We start from the raw sequence: 18,274 nt of genomic DNA on the forward strand, positions 1-18,274 counted from the left end.
AGGCCGTGCACTGCCGCGTGCGGCGGGCCCACGCTAGTGTTCCCCGCACAACGGACGTTACTGATCGGTAAGGGGAACGGCATGCAGCTCGGGATCAACCTCGGCTACTGGGGTGCCGGCATGGACGCGGACAACCTGGCCGTCGCGCAGGAGGCGGACCGGCTCGGATACGCCGTGTGCTGGGCCGCCGAGGCCTACGGCTCGGACGCGGCCACCGTGCTCACCTGGGTCGCCGCGCAGACCGAACGCATCGACGTGGGCTCGGCCATCTTCCAGATCCCCGCCCGGCAGCCCGCGATGACGGCGATGACGGCCGCCACGCTGGACTCCCTGTCCGGCGGCCGCTTCCGGCTCGGCCTCGGCGTCTCGGGGCCGCAGGTGTCCGAGGGCTGGTACGGCGTGAAGTTCGACAAGCCGCTGGCCCGCACTCGCGAGTACGTCGAGATCGTCCGCAAGGCGATGACGCGCGAGCGGCTCACGTACGACGGTGCGCACTGGACGCTGCCGCTGCCGGGCGGTCCCGGCAAGCCGATCAAGCTGACCGTGCACCCGCAGCGCGAGCACATCCCGCTCTACATCGCCGCCATCGGCCCGAAGAACCTGGAGCAGACCGGCGAGATCGCCGACGGCGCGCTGCTCATCTTCCCCTCCGCCGACCACCTCGAGGAGACCGCGGTCAAGCACCTGCGCGCCGGCCGCGAGAAGGCCGGCCGGACCCTGGACGGCTTCGACGTCTGCCCGACCCTGCCGCTGGCCGTCGGCGACGACAAGGACGTCTCCCGCCTCGCCGACACCTTCCGCCCCTACACCGCGCTGTACGTGGGTGGCATGGGCAGCCGCAAGCAGAACTTCTACAACCAGCTCGCCTGCCGCATGGGCTACGAGAAGGAGGCCGCCGAGATCCAGGACAAGTACCTGTCCGGCGACAAGCAGGGCGCCGCGGCCGCCGTGCCGCAGCAACTCATCGACCAGACCACGCTGCTGGGCTCCGTCGACCGGATCGCGGACCGGATGAAGGCCTACGCGGCGGCCGGGGTGACCACGCTGACCCTCGCCCCCGCGGGCTTCACGCTGGAGGAGCGGCTCGCCTCGCTCCGGGCCGGCACCGAGGCCCTGGAGCGCTCCGGACTGGCGTGACCGCCCGCCGCGACAAGGGCGGGCGGCGGGCGGTACGTCCGGGGCTTTTCGCGGCCGTGGTGGGGGCTCGGGGGTCTTCCCCGCCACGGCCGTCACGGAGAACAACGCGCCCGCCGCCGCGCGGTTACGCCCGCGTCCGGCCCCGCTCCGTGGCATCCGGCACCCGGCACCCGCTCCCCCGTTCGGCGTAGTGCGGCCACACCCCTGTTGCGGCACCCGCGTGGTCGCACTTGACTCGTGCTGCGCGGCAGTCAGGCAGGGAGGTGGCCCGCGGTGCTTACGCCCAGGAGCCTGTTCCAGGAGATCCTCGACCACGACGAGGCCTTCCGGCTGTTCTGCTCCGTCGCGGCCGGCGGGGAGGCGCAGGGCGGCTGGGAGAACGGCCGGATCGCCGCGCTCGTACCGCCCGCCGAGCGCGGCCTCGCCCCGCGGATCGCCCGCCACGGGGCGGACGAGGACAAGCACGGCCGGATCTTCCGCGCCCTGCTGAAAAAGCGCGGTCTGGAACCCGTTCCGGTGCCCCCGGAGACCGACTACACGATGCTCCTGGAACGGCGGGGTATCGGTCTGGCGCACGAGCGGCTGTGCACCGACGAGCCGCTCACCGTGGAGGACATCGTCGTCTACCTGGCCCACAGCCGGGTCACCGAACAGCGCGCCTGCGAGCAGATGAGGCTGCTGTGCCGTCACTTCGGCGACCACCCCTACATGGGGCGGGCGATGCGGATGATCGCGCGGGACGAGGACAACCACCTCGCCTACTGCCACGAGGAACTGCTGCGCCTCGCCGCCGCCGGGTACGGCCGGACCATCCAGCGGACGCTGCACGCGTGCGCGCTCGCCGAGATCCGCGTCCACCGCGACGTCAGCCTCGCCGTCATGGCCCGCATGGGCCGCGTCCTCGGCTGGTCCGCGGTCAGGTCGGCGCTCCTGGTGGCCGGTATCCACGCCGTGTACGTCCACGAGCGGCTGGTGGGCAGGCGCCGGATGGTGACCCTGCGCATGCCCGAGCGCCGCGACGCCCTCGGCGGACCCGCGTCCCCGGCACCCGAGTACGCCTGACGGGGGGCGGGAGCTACAGCCAGCCCCGCCGCCTGAACAGCCGGTACAGCAGCGCCTCCAGAGCGGCCATCAGCAGGATCACCGCCGGGTAGGACCAGAGCCAGTGCAGTTCGGGCATGTGCGTGAAGTTCATGCCGTAGACGCCGGCGATCATCGTGGGCACCGCGGCCATGGCCGCCCACGCGGAGATCTTCCGCATGTCGTCGTTCTGCTGGACGCCGGTCTGCGCCAGATGCGCCGACAGGATGTCCGAGACCAGCCGGTCCAGGCTCTCCACCGAGTCGTTGACCCGGGTCAGATGGTCGCTGACGTCCCGGAAGAAGGGCCGCGCCCTGTCGTCCACGAAGGGCACGGCCGGGGTGAACAGGCTCGTGCCGGTGCCGCCCAGGCGGGACATCGGCAGCGCCAGCGGGCCCGTCGCCCGCCGGAACTCCGTGATCCGCCGTTTGAAGGCGTAGATCCGTGAGGCGGAGTTCCGCGATCCGCCCCCGTCCGGCGCGAAGACCTCCGTCTCCAGCTCCTCCAGGTCGGTCTGGAGCGCGGCGGCCACGTCCAGATAGTGGTCGACGGTGGTGTCGGCGATGGCGTACAGCACGCTGGTCGGGCCGTGTCCGAGCACCTCCGGCTCCTGCTCGAGACGGCGCCGCACGGCGGCAAGCCCGTCGCCCTCGCCGTGACGGACCGTCACCACGAACGAGTCGCCGAGGAAGATCATGATCTCGCCGGTGGAGACGGCGTCGCCGCGCTGCTCGTACACCACGGGCTTGAGCACCGCGAACAGCGAGTCGTCGTAGACCTCCAGCTTGGGCCGCTGATGAGCCTTCAGGGCATCCTCGACCGCCAGCGGATGCAGCGCGAACTCCTCGGTGACCAGGCCGAACTCCTGCTCGCTCGGCTCGTGCAGCCCCACCCACACGAAACCCCCGGCGGCCCGGGCCGAGGCCAGGGCACCGGAGAGGTCGGCGTGGCCCGAAGCGCGGTGGCCGTCACGGTAGACGGCGCAGTCGACGATCACAGAGCGTGTTCTCCCTTCGTCCGGTCGCCACCCGGAGCGTCCATACGCCTACCCTGGCCGCATGCCCACGCTGATCCTCGTCAGGCACGGACGCTCCACCGCCAACACCGCCGGGCTGCTCGCCGGCTGGACCCCCGGGGTCGCCCTGGACGAACGCGGCACCGCGCAGGCCGCGGCGCTGCCGGGGCGGCTCGACGGACTGCCGGTCGCCGAAGTCGTCACCAGCCCGCTCCAGCGCTGCCGGGAAACGGTACAACCGCTGCTGGCGGCCCGGCCGGAACTGACCGCGCACACGGACGAGCGGATCGGCGAGTGCCACTACGGCGACTGGTCCGGCCGCAAGCTCGCCGAGCTCAAGGACGAGCCGCTGATGGAGGTGGTGCAGGCGCACCCCTCGGCGGCCGCGTTCCCCGGGGGCGAGTCCATGCGCGCGATGCAGACCCGCGCAGCCGAGGCGGTACGCGAGTGGAACGCTCGCGTGGAGCGCGACCACGGCGCCGACGCCGTCTACCTCATGTGCTCCCACGGTGACATCATCAAGTCCCTCGTCGCGGACGCGCTCGGCCTTCATCTGGACCTCTTCCAGAGGATCTCCGTCGAACCCTGTTCCGTCACCGCGATCCGCTACACCAGGCTGCGGCCCTTCCTGGTGCGGCTCGGCGACACCGGGGACTTCGCGTCCCTGGCGCCGCGCGAGGAGCCCGAAGGCGGCGACGCACCGGTCGGCGGCGGCGCGGGCGCACCGTGATCGTCGGCCGCAGTAGGGTGAAGCGGTCGCTCTCGACTTCCCGATTCAGACGTTCTCACGATTCCCATGGAGACAGGACGTGTCCCGTCAGGTGTTCCTCTACGACCCGCCGGACCGCTTCGTGGCCGGTACGGTCGGACTGCCCGGGCGCCGTACGTTCTTCCTCCAGGCCACCGCAGGCCCCCGGGTGACCAGCGTGGCCCTGGAGAAGACCCAGGTCGCCGCGCTCGCCGAGCGCATGGACGAACTGCTGGACGAGGTGCTGCGGCGCAGCGGCGGCAGCGCCGCCGTGCCCGCCATGGCGCCCAGTGAGGTCGCCGACATCGGCCCGCTGGACACTCCCATCGAGGAGGAGTTCCGGGTGGGCACCATGGCGCTCGCCTGGGACGGCGAGGAACAGCGCATGATCGTCGAGGCGCAGGCCCTGGTCGAACTCGACGCGGAGTCCGAGGAGGACCTCGCCGAGGCCGAGGAGCGGCTGCTCCAGGACGAGGAGAACGGCCCCCCGATGCTGCGGGTCCGGCTCACCGGCGCGCAGGCCAGGGCCTTCGCCAAGCGCGCCCTCGACGTCGTCAACGCCGGGCGGCCGCCGTGTCCGCTGTGCAGTCTCCCGCTCGACCCGGAAGGACACGTATGTCCGCGCCAGAACGGATACCGCCGCGGAGCGTGACGCCCGGGGCCGAGGCCGCCGAGCTGCTCGCCCGCGGTGAGCTGACCGTGCGCGGCCGCATCCGCGAGGCCTCCAACGCGGCACTGTTCTGCACGGTCGTGTACGACGGCCGGGAGGCGTCCTGCGTGTACAAGCCGGTCGCCGGGGAGCGTCCGCTGTGGGACTTCCCCGACGGCACCCTCGCCGCCCGCGAGGTGGCGGCGTACGAGGTCTCCGAGGCGACCGGCTGGTCCCTGGTGCCGCCCACCGTGCTGCGCGACGGCCCGTACGGACCGGGCATGGTCCAGCTGTGGATCGAGGCAGCCGCCGACGACGCTGCGGCCGAGCTGCTCGCGCTGCTGGATGCCGAGGAACCCGGCCCGGGGTGGAAGGCGATCGGCTTCGCCGAGGTCGGCGAGGGGAGCACGGCGCTCCTTGTGCACGCCGACGACGAGCGGCTGCGTCGGATGGCGGTGCTGGACGCGGTGATCAACAACGCCGACCGCAAGGGCGGCCACCTGCTGCCGACCCCGGACGGACACCTCTACGGCATCGACCACGGCGTCACCTTCCACGTCGACAACAAGCTGCGCACGCTCCTGTGGGGCTGGGCGGGCGAACCGCTCCCGCCCGGGATCCTGGCCGTCCTCAAGGCCCTGAAGGACGCCTTGCGCGACGGCGCCCCCCTCGCGGCCCGGCTGTCCGTCCTGATCACCCCGGCCGAACTCGACGCCACCCGCGCACGCGTGACCACGCTGCTCACCACCGGCGCACACCCCGAGCCGAACGGGGACTGGCCGGCGATCCCCTGGCCCCCTGTCTGAGACCAGGCGGGGTGATCCGGCCATCCGGGGTGGTCCGGTTCGTAGACGGGACCGCGGTCCGGTTACGCTCATGACATGCATGCCTGGCCCGCTTCCGAAGTCCCCGCCCTGCCTGGTGAGGGCCGCGACCTCAGCATCCACGACACCGCGACCGGCGGCCTGGTCACTCTCGACCCCGGTCCCGTCGCCCGTATCTATGTCTGCGGCATCACGCCGTACGACGCGACCCACATGGGGCACGCGGCGACCTACAATGCGTTCGACCTCGTGCAGCGCGTGTGGCTCGACACCAAGCGGCAGGTGCACTACGTCCAGAACGTGACCGACGTCGACGACCCGCTGCTGGAGCGGGCGCAGCGCGACGACGTCGACTGGGTGGAGCTGGCCGAGCAGGAGACCGCCCTGTTCCGTGAGGACATGACGGCCCTGCGGATGCTGCCGCCCCGGCACTACATCGGCGCCGTGGAGGCCATACCCGGCATCGTCCCGCTGGTGGAGAGGCTGCGGGACCTCGGGGCGGCGTACGAGCTCGAGGGTGACGTCTACTTCTCCGTCGGGTCCGACCCCCACTTCGGCGAGGTCTCCCACCTCGACGCGGAGGCCATGCGGCTGCTGTCCGCCGAGCGCGGCGGCGACCCGGACCGCCCGGGCAAGAAGAGCCCGCTCGACCCGATGCTGTGGATGGCCGCCCGGGACGGCGAGCCGAGCTGGGACGGGGGCTCCCTCGGCCGCGGCCGGCCCGGCTGGCACATCGAGTGCGTTGCCATCGCCCTGGACCACCTCGGCATGGGCTTCGAGGTGCAGGGCGGCGGCTCCGACCTCGCCTTCCCGCACCACGAGATGGGCGCCTCGCACGCCCAGGTGCTCACCGGCGAGTTCCCCATGGCCAAGGCGTACGTCCACGCCGGCATGGTCGCGCTCGACGGCGAGAAGATGTCCAAGTCCCGGGGCAACCTGGTCTTCGTCTCGCAGCTCAGGCGCGACGGCGTCGACCCCGCCGCGATCCGCCTCGCGCTCCTCGCCCACCACTACCGCTCCGACTGGGAGTGGACCGACCAGGTGCTCCGGGAGGCCGTCGAACGTCTGGGCCGCTGGCGCTCGGCCGTCTCCCGGCCCGACGGCCCGCCGGCGGACGCGCTGGTCGAGGAGATCCGCGACGCCCTCGCCGACGACCTGAACGCCCCGGCGGCCCTCGCCGCGGTCGACCGCTGGGTGGCCCTCCAGCAGGAGCACGGCGGTGAGGACACCGGCGCCCCCGGTCTCGTCTCGCGCGCCGTGGACGCCCTGCTGGGCGTGGCCGTCTGACCCGTCCGGCCGGACACGGCATCAGGGGCGGTGCGCGTCGCGCGCACCGCCCCTGATCCGTTCACTCCTCCGACGAGTCGTTCCCGGCGTCCCCGTCGTCGGACTCCGCCTTCGGCGGCATCGACGGCCGTGGCCTGCTGCCCGGGCCGTCCCGCAGATACGGGCCGCCGTCGCCGCCGTCCGCCGTGGCGTGGCCGCCCGACGTGGGGCCGCCGTCCCGGCGCCGCAGATACCGCTCGAACTCACGGGCGATCGCCTCGCCCGACGCCTCCGGCAGCTCGGCGGTGTCCTGGGCCTCCTCCAGCGTCTGGACGTACTCCGCGACCTCGCTGTCCTCGGCGGCCAGCTGGTCCACGCCCACCTGCCAGGCACGCGCGTCCTCCGGCAGCTCGCCCAGCGGAATGCGCAGGTCGAGCAGGTCCTCGAGGCGGTTGAGGAGGGCCAGCGTGGCCTTCGGGTTCGGCGGCTGCGACACGTAGTGCGGGACCGCCGCCCACAGCGAGACGGCCGGGACACCCGCGTGCGTGCAGGCCTCCTGGAGGATCCCGACGATGCCCGTCGGCCCCTCGTACTTGGTCTCCTCCAGCTCCATGCTGCGGGCCAGATCCGGGTCCGACGTGGTCCCGCTGATCGGGACCGGACGGGTGTGCGGGGTGTCCCCGAGCAGGGCGCCCAGGATGACCACCAGCTCCACGCCCAGCTCGTGCGCGAAACCGAGCAGCTCGTTGCAGAACGAGCGCCAGCGCATCGACGGTTCGATGCCGCGGATCAGCACCAGGTCGCGCGGCTTCTCCCCGCCGACCCGGACCACCGACAACCTGGTCGTCGGCCAGGTGATCTTGCGCACGCCGCCGTCCATGAACACGGTGGGGCGGTTGACCTGGAAGTCGTAGTAGTCCTCGGCGTCCAGCGCCGCGAACACCTCGCCCTTCCACTCCCTCTCCAGATGCGCGACCGCGGTGGAGGCGGCGTCGCCGGCATCGTTCCAGCCCTCGAACGCGGCCACCATGACCGGGTCGATCAGCTCGGGAACCCCCTCGAGCTCGATCACCCAGTGCCTCCTTCCGACGTGCCCTCGCCTGACCCACCAACCTTACGGCGTTCGGCGGGGGCGCCCGCAGCCCCCTTGCACGGGGGAGTGAACGGATCACTGCCCCGTCCGAGTCCTTCGAACACCCACGGTGGCCGGGCCGGGTCACCTCCCGTCGAGCAGGTCCCGCACCTTCGTCCGTACCTCGTCCGTGGCCAGGCCACGGATCGTCAGCGTCGTACGCCGGCGCAGCACGTCGTCCGCCGTCTCGGCCCACTCGTGGTCGCGGGCCCAGACGACCTGTGCCCAGATCTCCGGGGCGTCCGGGTGGATCCGCTCGCCCAGCTCCGGGGTCTCGTTCGCCAGCCGGGCGATGTCGAAGGCCAGCGAACCGTAGTGCGTGGCCAGGTGCTTGGCGGTGTCGGCGGCCATGCGCGGGCCGGGCGCCGGACGGTCCACGAGGAGCCGGTGGGCGACCGCGCGCGGGTTGGCGATGCCCGGCAGCGGCAGCTTCCCGGGCAGCGAGGAGATCGGCTCGAAGTCGTCGCCCAGCGGGTGACCCGGAAGGGACTCCAGCTTCCTCATCACCGTACGGCCGATGTGCCGGAAGGTGGTCCACTTGCCGCCCGCCACGGACAGCATGCCGGCCCTGCCCTCGGTCACCACCGTCTCGCGCTTGGCCCTGGCGGTGTCCCCGGGGCCGCCCGGCAGCACCCGCAGCCCGGCGAAGGCGTACGTGATCAGCTCCCGGTCGAGCTGCTGGTCGCGTACGGAGAACGCGGCCTCGTCGAGTATCTGGGCGACGTCCTTGTCGGTGACCGCGACGTCGGCCGGGTCGCCCTCGTACTCCTCGTCGGTCGTGCCGAGCAGCAGCATGTCCTCCCAGGGGAGGGCGAAGGTGATGCGGTACCTGTCGATCGGGGTGGCCAGCGCGGCCTTCCACGGGGCGGTGCGCCTCAGCACCAGGTGCGCGCCCTTGGACAGCCGAATGGACGGTGCCGCGTTCGGGTCCTCCATACGGCGCAGGTGGTCGACCCACGGGCCGGTCGCGTTCAGCACCAGCCGGGCGTCGACCCCGAACTCCTCGCCGGACAGCCCGTCCCGCAGCTCGGCGCCGGTGACCCGGCCCCGGGTGAAGCGCAGACCGGTCACCTCGGCGTGGTTGAGGACGACCGCGCCCGACTCGACGGCGGCGCGGACCGTCATCAGCGCCATGCGCGCGTCGTTCATCTGGTCGTCGCCGTAGACGGCCACGGCCTTGAGGTTCTCGGTGCGCAGCTCCGGCACGTCCCGCGCGGCCTTCGCCGGGCTGAGCAGGTGGCCGACGCCGTCGCCGAAGGCGGACAGCGCGGAGTAGGCGAACACGCCCGCCCCGAGCTTCGCCGCGCCGTGCGGCCCGCCCTTGTACACGGGGAGGTAGAAGGTGAGCGGGTTCGCCAGGTGGGGGGCCACCTGGCGGGAGACCGCACGGCGCTCGAAGTGGTTCTCCGCCACCAGCCTCACCGCCCCGGTCTGCAGGTAGCGCAGGCCGCCGTGGAGCAGCTTGGAGGAGGCGGAGGAGGTGGCGCCGGCGAAGTCGCCGGCGTCGACCAGGGCCACCCTGAGACCGGACTGCGCGGCGTGCCAGGCGGTGGAGATGCCGAGGATGCCGCCGCCGATCACGAGGAGGTCGTAGGCCGCGTTCGAGAGCTGGTCCCGGGTCTCGGCACGGCTCGGATTGGGGCCGAGGACCGGAACCGTCCCCAGGGCGGGCACGGACTGCAGGGTGGACTGACTGGTCATGCTGGTTCTTGCTCCTCGTCAGCTCTCGTCCTCGAGCCAGCCCATGGTCCGCTCGACGGCCTTGAGCCAGTTCTTGTACTCACGGTCGCGGGTGTCCGCGTCCATGCGGGGGGTCCATTCGGCGGCCCGGCGCCAGTTGGCGCGCAGGTCGTCGGTGCCGCTCCAGAAGCCGACGGCGAGACCGGCGGCGTAGGCGGCCCCGAGGCAGGTGGTCTCGGCGACCATCGGGCGCACCACGGGCGCGTCGAGGAAGTCCGAGAGCGTCTGCATCAGCAGGTTGTTGGAGGTCATGCCGCCGTCGACCTTCAGCGCCGTCAGCTCGACACCGGAGTCCTTGGTCATGGCGTCCGCGATCTCCCGCGTCTGCCAGGCGGTGGCCTCCAGGACGGCGCGCGCGAGGTGCGCCTTGGTCACGTACCGGGTCAGGCCGGCGATCACCCCGCGGGCGTCGGAGTGCCAGTACGGGGCGAACAGGCCGGAGAAGGCCGGTACGAAGTAGGCGCCGCCGTTGTCCTCGACCGAGAGCGCGAGCGTCTCGATCTCGGCGGCGGTGGAGATCAGGCCCATCTGGTCGCGCATCCACTGCACCAGGGAGCCGGTGACGGCGATCGAGCCCTCCAGGGCGTAGACCGGCTTGTCCTCGCCGATCTGGTAGCCGACGGTGGTCAGCAGCCCGCTGTAGGAGTTGATGATCTTGTCGCCGGTGTTCATCACCATGAAGGTGCCGGTGCCGTACGTCGACTTGGTCTCGCCCTCGGAGAAGCAGGTCTGGCCGAACAGGGCCGCCTGCTGGTCGCCGAGCGCGGAGGCGACCGGGACGCCGCCGAGCAGGTCGCCCAGCCCGCCGCCCCTGATCTCGCCGTAGACCTCGGCGGAGGAGCGGATCTCGGGCAGGATCCGCGTCGGTACGCCGATCGACTCGGCGATCTTCGGGTCCCACTGCATGGTGTGCAGGTTCATCAGGAGGGTCCGGGAGGCGTTGGTGACGTCCGTGACGTGTACGCCGCCGTCCGTGCCGCCGGTGAGGTTCCAGATGACCCAGGTGTCCATGGTCCCGAACAGCAGGTCGCCCGCCTCGGCGCGCTCGCGCAGGCCCTCGACGTTGTCGAGCAGCCAGCGGGCCTTGGGGCCGGCGAAGTAGGAGGCGAGGGGGAGGCCGGTCTCGCGGCGGAAGCGGTCCTGGCCGACGTTGCGGCCCAGCTCCTTGCACAGGGCGTCGGTGCGGGTGTCCTGCCAGACGATGGCGTTGTGGACGGGCTCGCCGGTGTTCCGGTCCCACAGCACGGTGGTCTCGCGCTGGTTGGTGATGCCGATGGCCTTGATGTCGTCGCGGGTGAGGCCGGCCTTGGCGATGGCTCCGGCGACGACCTCCTGGACGTTGGTCCAGATCTCGGTGGCGTTGTGTTCGACCCAGCCCGGCTTGGGGAAGATCTGTTCGTGTTCCTTCTGGTCGACGGAGACGATCCGGCCGTCCCGGTCGAAGACGATGCAGCGGCTCGAGGTGGTGCCCTGGTCGATGGCGGCGATGAAGGGCCCTTGGCCGTGGGATGCGAGGCCGGCGGAGTGGGCGTCGGTCACTTTCTGCTCCTGGGGTCCGTGGTCGATGGGGCGGGATACGGCGTTCTGGTGCGGCGCGGTGCCCGTCGGGCGAGGGCGGCGTCAGGCGAAGGCGGCGTTGTAGATGCCCGCGCCGATGGCACCGCCGATCAGCGGGCCGACCACCGGGATCCAGGCGTAGCCCCAGTCGGAGCCGCCCTTGTTCGGCAGCGGCAGCAGGGCGTGGACGATGCGGGGGCCGAGGTCACGGGCGGGGTTGATGGCGTAGCCCGTGGGGCCGCCGAGGGAGAGGCCGATGGAGACGACGACGAGCGCGGTGATCAGGCCGCCGAGTATGCCGAGGCCGTTGCCCTGGTCGTTCAGGCCCTGGGTGAGGACCGCGAGGATCAGCACGGTGGTGCCGACGATCTCCGTGGCGAGGTTCTGCGCCGCGTGCCGGATCTCGGGGCCGGTGGAGAAGATGCCGAGGACGGGGCCGGCGCCCTTCTCCTGGGCCTCGACCGCCTTGGCGGCGGTGGTCTGCGCGCCGGGGCCGCCGACGATCTCCCGGTCGGTGAGGTGGGCGTGGAACTGACCGTAGTAGGCGACCCAGACCAGGGTCGCGCCGATCATGGCGCCGAGCATCTGGCCGCCGAGGTAGGTCGGGACGTTCGTCCAGTCGCTGTTCTTGATCGCGAGGGCGACCGTCACGGCCGGGTTGAGGTGGGCGCCGGAGAGGGGGCCCGAGATGTACACGGCCGTCATCACGGCGAACCCCCACCCGAAGGCGATGGCGAGCCAGCCGGCGTTACGGGCCTTGGAGGCCTTCAGCGTCACCGCGGCGCAGACCCCGCCGCCGAGCAGGATGAGTACGGCGGTACCGATGGTCTCGCCGATGAAGATGTCGGAGCTGGACACCCGCGACTCCTTTGTCCTTCGTCCAGAGGTAGCCGAACCCCGGGTCCCTCCGTCCGGGAGCTCGTGCCCTCGGGGGTGAGGGCGATGCCGGCCCTTGGCGTTGTCACACTCTAACGCGTATTGCCGCAAGGTGTTCGACAATGCCGACCGCTGGACGGGAGTCTCGTCTCGCATCACGCGACCGTCAAGGGCCCTGCCACCGAAACCGCGATCGTTACTGATCCCCGCCCCGAACCGGGACCCACCGGCCGACCACGGGCCACCCGCCCACGGCGGCCGGTCCACGCGCCCACGGCGGCCGCCCGCGAAGGCAGGACGACGGGCCGGGAGGGCAAGGCGGCGACTGAGGTGGGCGGGGTTGGTGGCCGGAGGGCGGGGTGGCCGTCTGTGCGGGCACGGCGGTGGGCCGTGCCGTCTCGTGGCCGACCCCGCCGGGGCGCGGCGGGCGGTGGCCGTCTGGGGGCATCTGTGGCCGGCCTCGGGGACACCGGCCGTCGCACGAGTGGGCGTGGCCGGGGCTGCGAGGGCGCGGTGGCCGGCCGCCAAGGCATGGCGGCGAGCGGACCGTGCAGGCCCGGGCGGCCCGCCGCCCGGGCACCGTCGACCACGACGGCACGGCGCTCTGCCCGCGCCGTGGGGCCGTGGGGGTCAGAACCGGCCGGCGCCCAGGTCGCGTGAGACCGCGCGGGCGCAGTCGCGTACCGCCGCGACGAGTTCCTGGCGCAGCTCGCCGTCCCGGCACACCCGCTCCACGGCGCCGGTGATGCCGACCGCGCCGACCGGCATCCGCCGCCGGTCGTGGATCGGGGCGGCGATGGAGGCGACACCCTCCCAGGTCTCCTCCACGTCGGCGGCGTAGCCACGCGCGCGCGTGACGTCGAGGATGTGCTCGAAGTCGTCGATCCCGCACACGGTCCGGTCCGTGAACGCCTTGCGGTCCGCCTCGACCGCCTCGCTGTGCGCCACCGGGTCGTACGCCGCCAGCACCTTGCCCAGAGCCGTGCAGTGCAGCGGCTGCATCGCCCCGATCTCCAGCACCTGCCGGCTGTCGTCGGGCCGGAAGACGTGGTGCACGATCAGCACGCCGTGCTGGTGGAGCACGCCCAGGTAGACGCTCTCCCCGCTGGACCGGGCCAGGTCGTCCGTCCACACCAGGGCGCGCGCCCGCAGTTCGTGCACGTCGAGGTAGGTGGTGCCCAGGCGGAGCAGCTCAGCGCCCAGCTGGTACCGCCCGGAGGCCCCGTCCTGTTCGACGAAGCCCTCGTGCTGGAGGGTGCGCAGGATGCCGTGGGCGGTGCCCTTGGCGAGGCCCAGCGAGGAGGCGATGTCCGACAGGCCCAGCCGCCGCTCACCGCCCGCCAGCAGCCGCAGCATCGCGGCCGCCCGCTCGAGCGACTGGATGTTCCGTGCCATCGGCGTCCCGCCTCCGTCCCCTTCGACCGCCGGCGGAACGACTCCCGCCGTGACGCCCGTTCGACAATGCCGAACACTACCGGTCCGTGCCGATCCCCCGCCAATGCTGAGCCGACTCCTGTCGCGCGACACCGGCCACCCGGGGTGTTCCGGCCGTCATCCTCGTCCGCTTGGTGGACTCCGCGAACGTCAGGGGCCGGTCCCGGCTACCCTGGCGGCGTGCGCCTCGCCCGGGGCGGCCCTGTGCTCGCCTCCCGGGAACGCGCAAAGCCGACAGCCGTCGCACCCCAAGGGAGCCCCTTCATGGCCTCGTTGCCGTCCACCCCTTCCGCCGACAGCCGGACCCGTGTGTCCGCCCTGCGTGAGGCGCTCGCCACCCGAGTGGTGGTCGCCGACGGGGCGATGGGCACCATGCTCCAGGCCCAGGAGCCGTCGATGGACGACTTCCAGCAGCTGGAGGGCTGCAACGAGGTCCTGAACGTCACCCGCCCGGACATCGTCGGCTCGGTCCACTCCGCCTACTTCGACGCCGGCGTGGACTGCGTGGAGACCAACACGTTCGGGGCCAACCTGACCGCCCTGGGCGAGTACGACATCGCCGAGCGGGTCGCCGAGCTGTCCGAGGCGGGCGCCCGCATCGCCCGCGAGACGGCGGACGCGTTCACCGCCGCGGACGGCCGCCCGCGCTGGGTGCTCGGCTCCATGGGCCCGGGCACCAAGCTGCCGACGCTGGGCCACACCACCTTCGCCGCCATCCGCGACGCCTACCGGCAGAACGCCGAGGGCCTGCTCGCCGGGGGCGCGGACGCGCTGCTGGTGGAGACCACCCAGGACCTGCTCCAGACCAAGGCCTCCGTCATCGCGGCACGCCGCGCGATGGAGACCGCCGGGTACGAGGTCCCGCTGATCGTCTCGGTGACGGTGGAGACGACCGGCACCATGCTGCTGGGCTCGGAGATCGGTGCCGCGCTGACGGCGCTGGAGCCGCTGGGCGTCGACATGATCGGCCTGAACTGCGCGACCGGCCCCGCCGAGATGAGCGAGCACCTGCGCTACCTGTCCCGGCACGCGCGGATCCCGCTGTCGTGCATGCCGAACGCCGGCCTCCCCGTGCTCACCAAGGACGGCGCGCACTACCCGCTGACGACGCCGGAGCTGGCCGACGCGCAGGAGCACTTCGTCCGCGACTACGGGCTGTCCCTGGTGGGGGGCTGCTGCGGTACGACGCCGGAGCACCTGCGCCGGGTGGTCGAGCGGGTGCGGGGCCTGGCTCCGGTGGAGCGCAGCCCGCGCCCGGAGCCGGGCGCGGCCTCCCTGTACCAGACCGTGCCCTTCCGCCAGGACACCTCGTACCTGGCGATCGGCGAGCGGACGAACGCCAACGGGTCGAAGAAGTTCCGCGAGGCCATGCTGGAGGGCCGCTGGGACGACTGCGTGGAGCTGGCACGCGAGCAGATCCGCGAGGGCGCCCACATGCTGGATCTGTGCGTGGACTACGTCGGCCGGGACGGCGTCGAGGACATGCGGGAGCTGGCGGGCCGGTTCGCCACGGCCTCGACACTGCCGATCGTGCTGGACTCCACCGAGGTGGACGTGATCCGGGCCGGCCTGGAGAAGCTGGGCGGCCGAGCGGTGATCAACTCGGTGAACTACGAGGACGGCGACGGGCCCGAGTCGCGGTTCGCGCGGGTGACGGCCCTGGCGCGGGAGCACGGGGCGGCGCTGATCGCGCTGACCATCGACGAGGAGGGCCAGGCCCGTACCGCCGCGAAGAAGGTGGAGATCGCCGAGCGGCTGATCGCGGACCTCACCGGCAACTGGGGCATCCGCGAGGAGGACATCCTCGTCGACTGTCTGACCTTCACCATCTGCACCGGTCAGGAGGAGTCCCGCGGTGACGGTGTGGCCACCATCGAGGGCATCCGGGAGCTGAAGCGGCGGCACCCGCGGGTGCAGACCACGCTGGGCCTTTCGAACATCTCCTTCGGTCTGAACCCGGCCGCCCGGATCCTGCTGAACAGCGTGTTCCTTCACGAGTGCGTCAAGGCGGGCCTGGACTCGGCGATCGTGCACGCGTCCAAGATCCTGCCGATCGCCCGCTTCGACGACGAGCAGGTCACCACCGCGCTCGACCTGATCCACGACCGCCGCCGCGAGGGCTACGACCCGCTGCAGAAGCTCATGCAGCTGTTCGAGGGCGCCACGGCGAAGTCGCTGAAGGCGGGCAAGGCCGAGGAACTGGCCGCGCTGCCGCTCGAGGAACGGCTGAAGCGGCGGATCATCGACGGCGAGAAGAACGGCCTGGAGCAGGACCTGGACGAGGCCCTGGGCACCCGCAAGGCCCTGGACATCGTCAACGACACCCTGCTCGACGGGATGAAGGTCGTCGGCGAGCTGTTCGGCTCCGGGCAGATGCAGCTGCCGTTCGTGCTCCAGTCGGCCGAGGTGATGAAGAGCGCGGTCGCCCACCTGGAGCCGCACATGGAGAAGACCGACGAGGCGGGCAAGGGCACGATCGTGCTGGCGACCGTACGCGGTGACGTGCACGACATCGGCAAGAACCTCGTCGACATCATCCTGTCCAACAACGGCTACAACGTGGTCAACCTGGGCATCAAGCAGCCGGTCTCGGCGATCCTGGAGGCGGCCGAGGAGCACCGGGCCGACGTGATCGGCATGTCCGGGCTGCTGGTGAAGTCCACGGTGATCATGAAGGAGAACCTGGAGGAGCTCAACACCCGCGGCCTGGCGACGGGCTACCCGGTCATCCTCGGCGGCGCCGCCCTGACCCGCGCCTACGTCGAGCAGGACCTGTACGAGCTGTACGACGGCGAGGTCCGCTACGCCCGTGACGCGTTCGAGGGGCTGCGCCTGATGGACGCCCTGATCGGGGTCAAGCGGGGCGTGCCGGGCGCGAAGCTGCCCGAACTGCGGCAGCGCCGGGTGCGGGCCGCCACCGCCCAGGTGGTCGAGGAGCAGCGGCCCGAGGAGGGCCACGTCCGCTCCGACGTGGCCACCGACAACCCGGTCCCCGAGCCGCCGTTCTGGGGCACGCGGGTGATCAAGGGCATCCAGCTCAAGGAGTACGCCTCCTGGCTCGACGAGGGCGCCCTGTTCAAGGGCCAGTGGGGGCTGAAGCAGGCCCGCACCGGCGCCGGGCCCACCTACGAGGAACTCGTCGAGACCGAGGGCCGGCCCCGGCTGCGCGGCCTGCTGGAGCGGCTCCAGACGGACAACCTGCTCGAGGCCGCGGTGGTCCACGGCTACTTCCCCTGCGTGTCCAAGGACGACGACCTGGTCATCCTGGACGAGCGGGGCAACGAGCGCACCCGCTTCACCTTCCCCCGCCAGCGCCGCGGTCGCCGGCTGTGCCTGGCGGACTTCTTCCGCCCGGAGGAGTCGGGGGAGACGGACGTGGTCGGCTTCCAGGTGGTCACCGTCGGCTCCAGGATCGGCGAGGAGACCGCACGGCTGTTCGCCGCCGACTCCTACCGCGACTACCTGGAGCTGCACGGGCTGTCCGTGCAGCTGGCCGAGGCGCTCGCCGAGTACTGGCACGCCCGCGTGCGGGCCGAGCTGGGCTTCGCCGGTGAGGACCCGGCCGGCATGGAGGACATGTTCGCCCTGAAGTACCGGGGCGCCCGCTTCTCCCTCGGCTACGGCGCCTGCCCCGACCTGGAGGACCGCGCCAAGATCGCCGACCTCCTGAGCCCCGAGCGCATCGGCGTCCACCTCTCCGAGGAGTTCCAGCTCCACCCCGAGCAGTCCACCGACGCCCTCGTCATCCACCACCCGGAAGCCAAGTACTTCAACGCCCGCTGACCCGGTTCCCCCCGGTCACCAGGATGGTCGAGAAGTCCTTCCGGCCCCTGCGCAGGGACCGGTACGGGCGGTTCGTGCAGGCGTTTCGGTTGTGGGCGCCGTACAATTGTCGGTCCATCGCAGGCCGGTTCCCCGTGTGGGAACCGGCCTGACCGTCCCTCGAGGAGGTATGCGCGGATGACCAGCACGGTACCGGCGCTCGGAACCCGTACGGCCGAAGGCTCGGCCTTGCAGGCCGTGCTCCTGGACATGGACGGAACCCTGGTGGACACCGAGGGCTTCTGGTGGGACGTCGAGGTCGAGGTCTTCGCCGCACTCGGGCACACGCTCGACGACTCCTGGAGACACGTCGTCGTCGGGGGCCCCATGACCCGCAGCGCGGGCTTCCTCATCGAGGCCACCGGCGCCGCCGTCACCCTCGCCGAGGTCACCACCCTGCTGAACCAGGGCTTCGAGGCCCGTATCGACGGCGGGCTCCCCCTGATGCCGGGCGCCGCACGGCTGCTGGCCGAACTGTCCGAGCAGCGGATCCCCACCGCCCTGGTCTCCGCCTCCCACCGCCGGATCATCGACCGCGTCCTGACCTCGCTCGGTCCCCACCACTTCGCCCTGTCCGTGGCCGGTGACGAGGTCTCGCGGACCAAGCCGTACCCCGACCCCTACCTGCTGGCCGCCGCCGGCCTCGGCGCGGAGCCGGCCCGGTGCGCCGTGATCGAGGACACCGCCACCGGCGTCGCCGCGGCGGAGGCCGCCGGCTGCCGGGTCGTCGCCGTCCCCTCCGTCGCCCCCATTCCCCCGGCCTTCCGGCGGACCGTCGTTCCCACCCTGGAAGACGTGAACCTGCCATTTCTGCACAGTCTGATGACAGAAATGCGCTAACTGTTCACCCAGCGTGCCAAGCCCCGCGGATAATGCCCCGTACCGGATGTTCGAGCGAATTCGAAGCTCGCCTTTGGCTGAATTCCGGTCCGCATCCCCCTCCCTTCGTATGTGACGTTCCCCACTCCTCGAGGGGTCGACAAGAGGTCCAGGG

At 71.9% G+C, this 18,274-nt stretch carries 14 protein-coding genes; 8 read left to right on the top strand and 6 right to left on the bottom strand.

Going from position 1 to position 18,274, the window contains the following annotated elements; translation table 11 throughout:
• Positions 1-81: 81 nt before the first annotated feature.
• On the top strand, positions 82-1,137 hold the full coding sequence (locus tag ACTYVM_RS07095; RefSeq protein WP_445525068.1) for an LLM class F420-dependent oxidoreductase: 1,056 nt from the start codon (positions 82-84) through the stop codon (positions 1,135-1,137).
• A 273-nt stretch (positions 1,138-1,410) separates the two neighbouring features.
• Entirely contained in the window at positions 1,411-2,199 is a 789-nt protein-coding gene (locus tag ACTYVM_RS07100) for a ferritin-like domain-containing protein (protein ID WP_445525069.1), read from the top strand.
• A gap of 13 nt (positions 2,200-2,212) precedes the next feature.
• On the opposite strand, the gene ACTYVM_RS07105 is transcribed toward ACTYVM_RS07100, so the two are convergent.
• Positions 2,213-3,214, bottom strand: a complete 1,002-nt coding sequence (locus ACTYVM_RS07105; protein ID WP_445525070.1) for a magnesium and cobalt transport protein CorA — start codon at positions 3,212-3,214, stop codon at positions 2,213-2,215.
• A 61-nt stretch (positions 3,215-3,275) separates the two neighbouring features.
• Here ACTYVM_RS07105 and ACTYVM_RS07110 point away from each other — a divergent pair, with 61 nt between their 5' ends.
• The 4 genes from ACTYVM_RS07110 (at position 3,276) to mshC (ending at position 6,740) form a co-directional block, all read left to right on the top strand.
• The gene (locus ACTYVM_RS07110) at positions 3,276-3,962 is read left to right on the top strand and encodes a histidine phosphatase family protein (RefSeq protein ID WP_445525071.1); all 687 of its coding nucleotides are present in this window, start codon (positions 3,276-3,278) and stop codon (positions 3,960-3,962) included.
• A 79-nt stretch (positions 3,963-4,041) separates the two neighbouring features.
• Positions 4,042-4,632, top strand: coding sequence for an Rv2134c family protein (locus tag ACTYVM_RS07115; RefSeq protein WP_445525072.1), 591 nt, complete (start codon positions 4,042-4,044; stop codon positions 4,630-4,632).
• The gene (locus tag ACTYVM_RS07120; protein ID WP_445525073.1) at positions 4,596-5,435 is read left to right on the top strand and encodes an Rv2133c family protein; all 840 of its coding nucleotides are present in this window, start codon (positions 4,596-4,598) and stop codon (positions 5,433-5,435) included. Before ACTYVM_RS07115 ends, ACTYVM_RS07120 begins: the two co-directional genes overlap by 37 nt.
• A 75-nt stretch (positions 5,436-5,510) precedes the next feature.
• The gene (gene mshC, locus ACTYVM_RS07125) at positions 5,511-6,740 is read left to right on the top strand and encodes a cysteine--1-D-myo-inosityl 2-amino-2-deoxy-alpha-D-glucopyranoside ligase (RefSeq protein WP_445525074.1); all 1,230 of its coding nucleotides are present in this window, start codon (positions 5,511-5,513) and stop codon (positions 6,738-6,740) included.
• A gap of 61 nt (positions 6,741-6,801) precedes the next feature.
• On the opposite strand, the gene ACTYVM_RS07130 is transcribed toward mshC, so the two are convergent.
• The 5 genes from ACTYVM_RS07130 to ACTYVM_RS07150 all read right to left on the bottom strand — a co-directional run bounded on the left by ACTYVM_RS07130 (position 6,802) and on the right by ACTYVM_RS07150 (position 13,419).
• The gene (locus ACTYVM_RS07130) at positions 6,802-7,791 is read right to left on the bottom strand and encodes a PAC2 family protein (RefSeq protein ID WP_445525075.1); all 990 of its coding nucleotides are present in this window, start codon (positions 7,789-7,791) and stop codon (positions 6,802-6,804) included.
• A gap of 144 nt (positions 7,792-7,935) precedes the next feature.
• Complete coding sequence (locus tag ACTYVM_RS07135) at positions 7,936-9,552, bottom strand: glycerol-3-phosphate dehydrogenase/oxidase (RefSeq protein WP_445525076.1); 1,617 nt, start codon at positions 9,550-9,552, stop codon at positions 7,936-7,938.
• An 18-nt stretch (positions 9,553-9,570) separates the two neighbouring features.
• On the bottom strand, positions 9,571-11,130 hold the full coding sequence (gene glpK / locus ACTYVM_RS07140) for a glycerol kinase GlpK (protein ID WP_445525077.1): 1,560 nt from the start codon (positions 11,128-11,130) through the stop codon (positions 9,571-9,573).
• 81 nt (positions 11,131-11,211) lie between these two features.
• The gene (locus ACTYVM_RS07145; RefSeq protein ID WP_445525078.1) at positions 11,212-12,006 is read right to left on the bottom strand and encodes an MIP/aquaporin family protein; all 795 of its coding nucleotides are present in this window, start codon (positions 12,004-12,006) and stop codon (positions 11,212-11,214) included.
• Between the two features lie 648 nt (positions 12,007-12,654).
• Positions 12,655-13,419, bottom strand: a complete 765-nt coding sequence (locus ACTYVM_RS07150; protein WP_445525079.1) for an IclR family transcriptional regulator — start codon at positions 13,417-13,419, stop codon at positions 12,655-12,657.
• A gap of 303 nt (positions 13,420-13,722) precedes the next feature.
• Here ACTYVM_RS07150 and metH point away from each other — a divergent pair, with 303 nt between their 5' ends.
• Both metH and ACTYVM_RS07160 read left to right on the top strand, forming a co-directional pair.
• Positions 13,723-17,241 (top strand): methionine synthase, encoded by a 3,519-nt coding sequence (gene metH, locus ACTYVM_RS07155; protein ID WP_445525080.1) that lies wholly within the window; start codon positions 13,723-13,725, stop codon positions 17,239-17,241.
• A 177-nt stretch (positions 17,242-17,418) separates the two neighbouring features.
• Positions 17,419-18,120: an HAD family hydrolase gene (locus tag ACTYVM_RS07160; protein ID WP_445525081.1), complete on the top strand. Its 702-nt coding sequence runs from the start codon at positions 17,419-17,421 to the stop codon at positions 18,118-18,120.
• Positions 18,121-18,274 lie beyond the last annotated feature (154 nt).

The sequence above is a fragment of the Streptomyces cyslabdanicus genome (assembly GCF_052663305.1).

What these genes read in the sequence shown, in the direction of transcription:
- ACTYVM_RS07095 (WP_445525068.1), top strand. Translation starts at nt 82, where the DNA reads ATGCAGCTCGGGATCAACCTCGGCTACTGGGGTGCCGGCATGGACGCG.
- ACTYVM_RS07110 (WP_445525071.1), top strand. Translation starts at nt 3,276, where the DNA reads ATGCCCACGCTGATCCTCGTCAGGCACGGACGCTCCACCGCCAACACC.
- ACTYVM_RS07120 (WP_445525073.1), top strand. Translation starts at nt 4,596, where the DNA reads ATGTCCGCGCCAGAACGGATACCGCCGCGGAGCGTGACGCCCGGGGCC.
- mshC (WP_445525074.1), top strand. Translation starts at nt 5,511, where the DNA reads ATGCATGCCTGGCCCGCTTCCGAAGTCCCCGCCCTGCCTGGTGAGGGC.
- ACTYVM_RS07135 (WP_445525076.1), bottom strand. Translation starts at nt 9,552, where the DNA reads ATGACCAGTCAGTCCACCCTGCAGTCCGTGCCCGCCCTGGGGACGGTT.
- ACTYVM_RS07150 (WP_445525079.1), bottom strand. Translation starts at nt 13,419, where the DNA reads ATGGCACGGAACATCCAGTCGCTCGAGCGGGCGGCCGCGATGCTGCGG.
- metH (WP_445525080.1), top strand. Translation starts at nt 13,723, where the DNA reads ATGGCCTCGTTGCCGTCCACCCCTTCCGCCGACAGCCGGACCCGTGTG.
- ACTYVM_RS07160 (WP_445525081.1), top strand. Translation starts at nt 17,419, where the DNA reads ATGACCAGCACGGTACCGGCGCTCGGAACCCGTACGGCCGAAGGCTCG.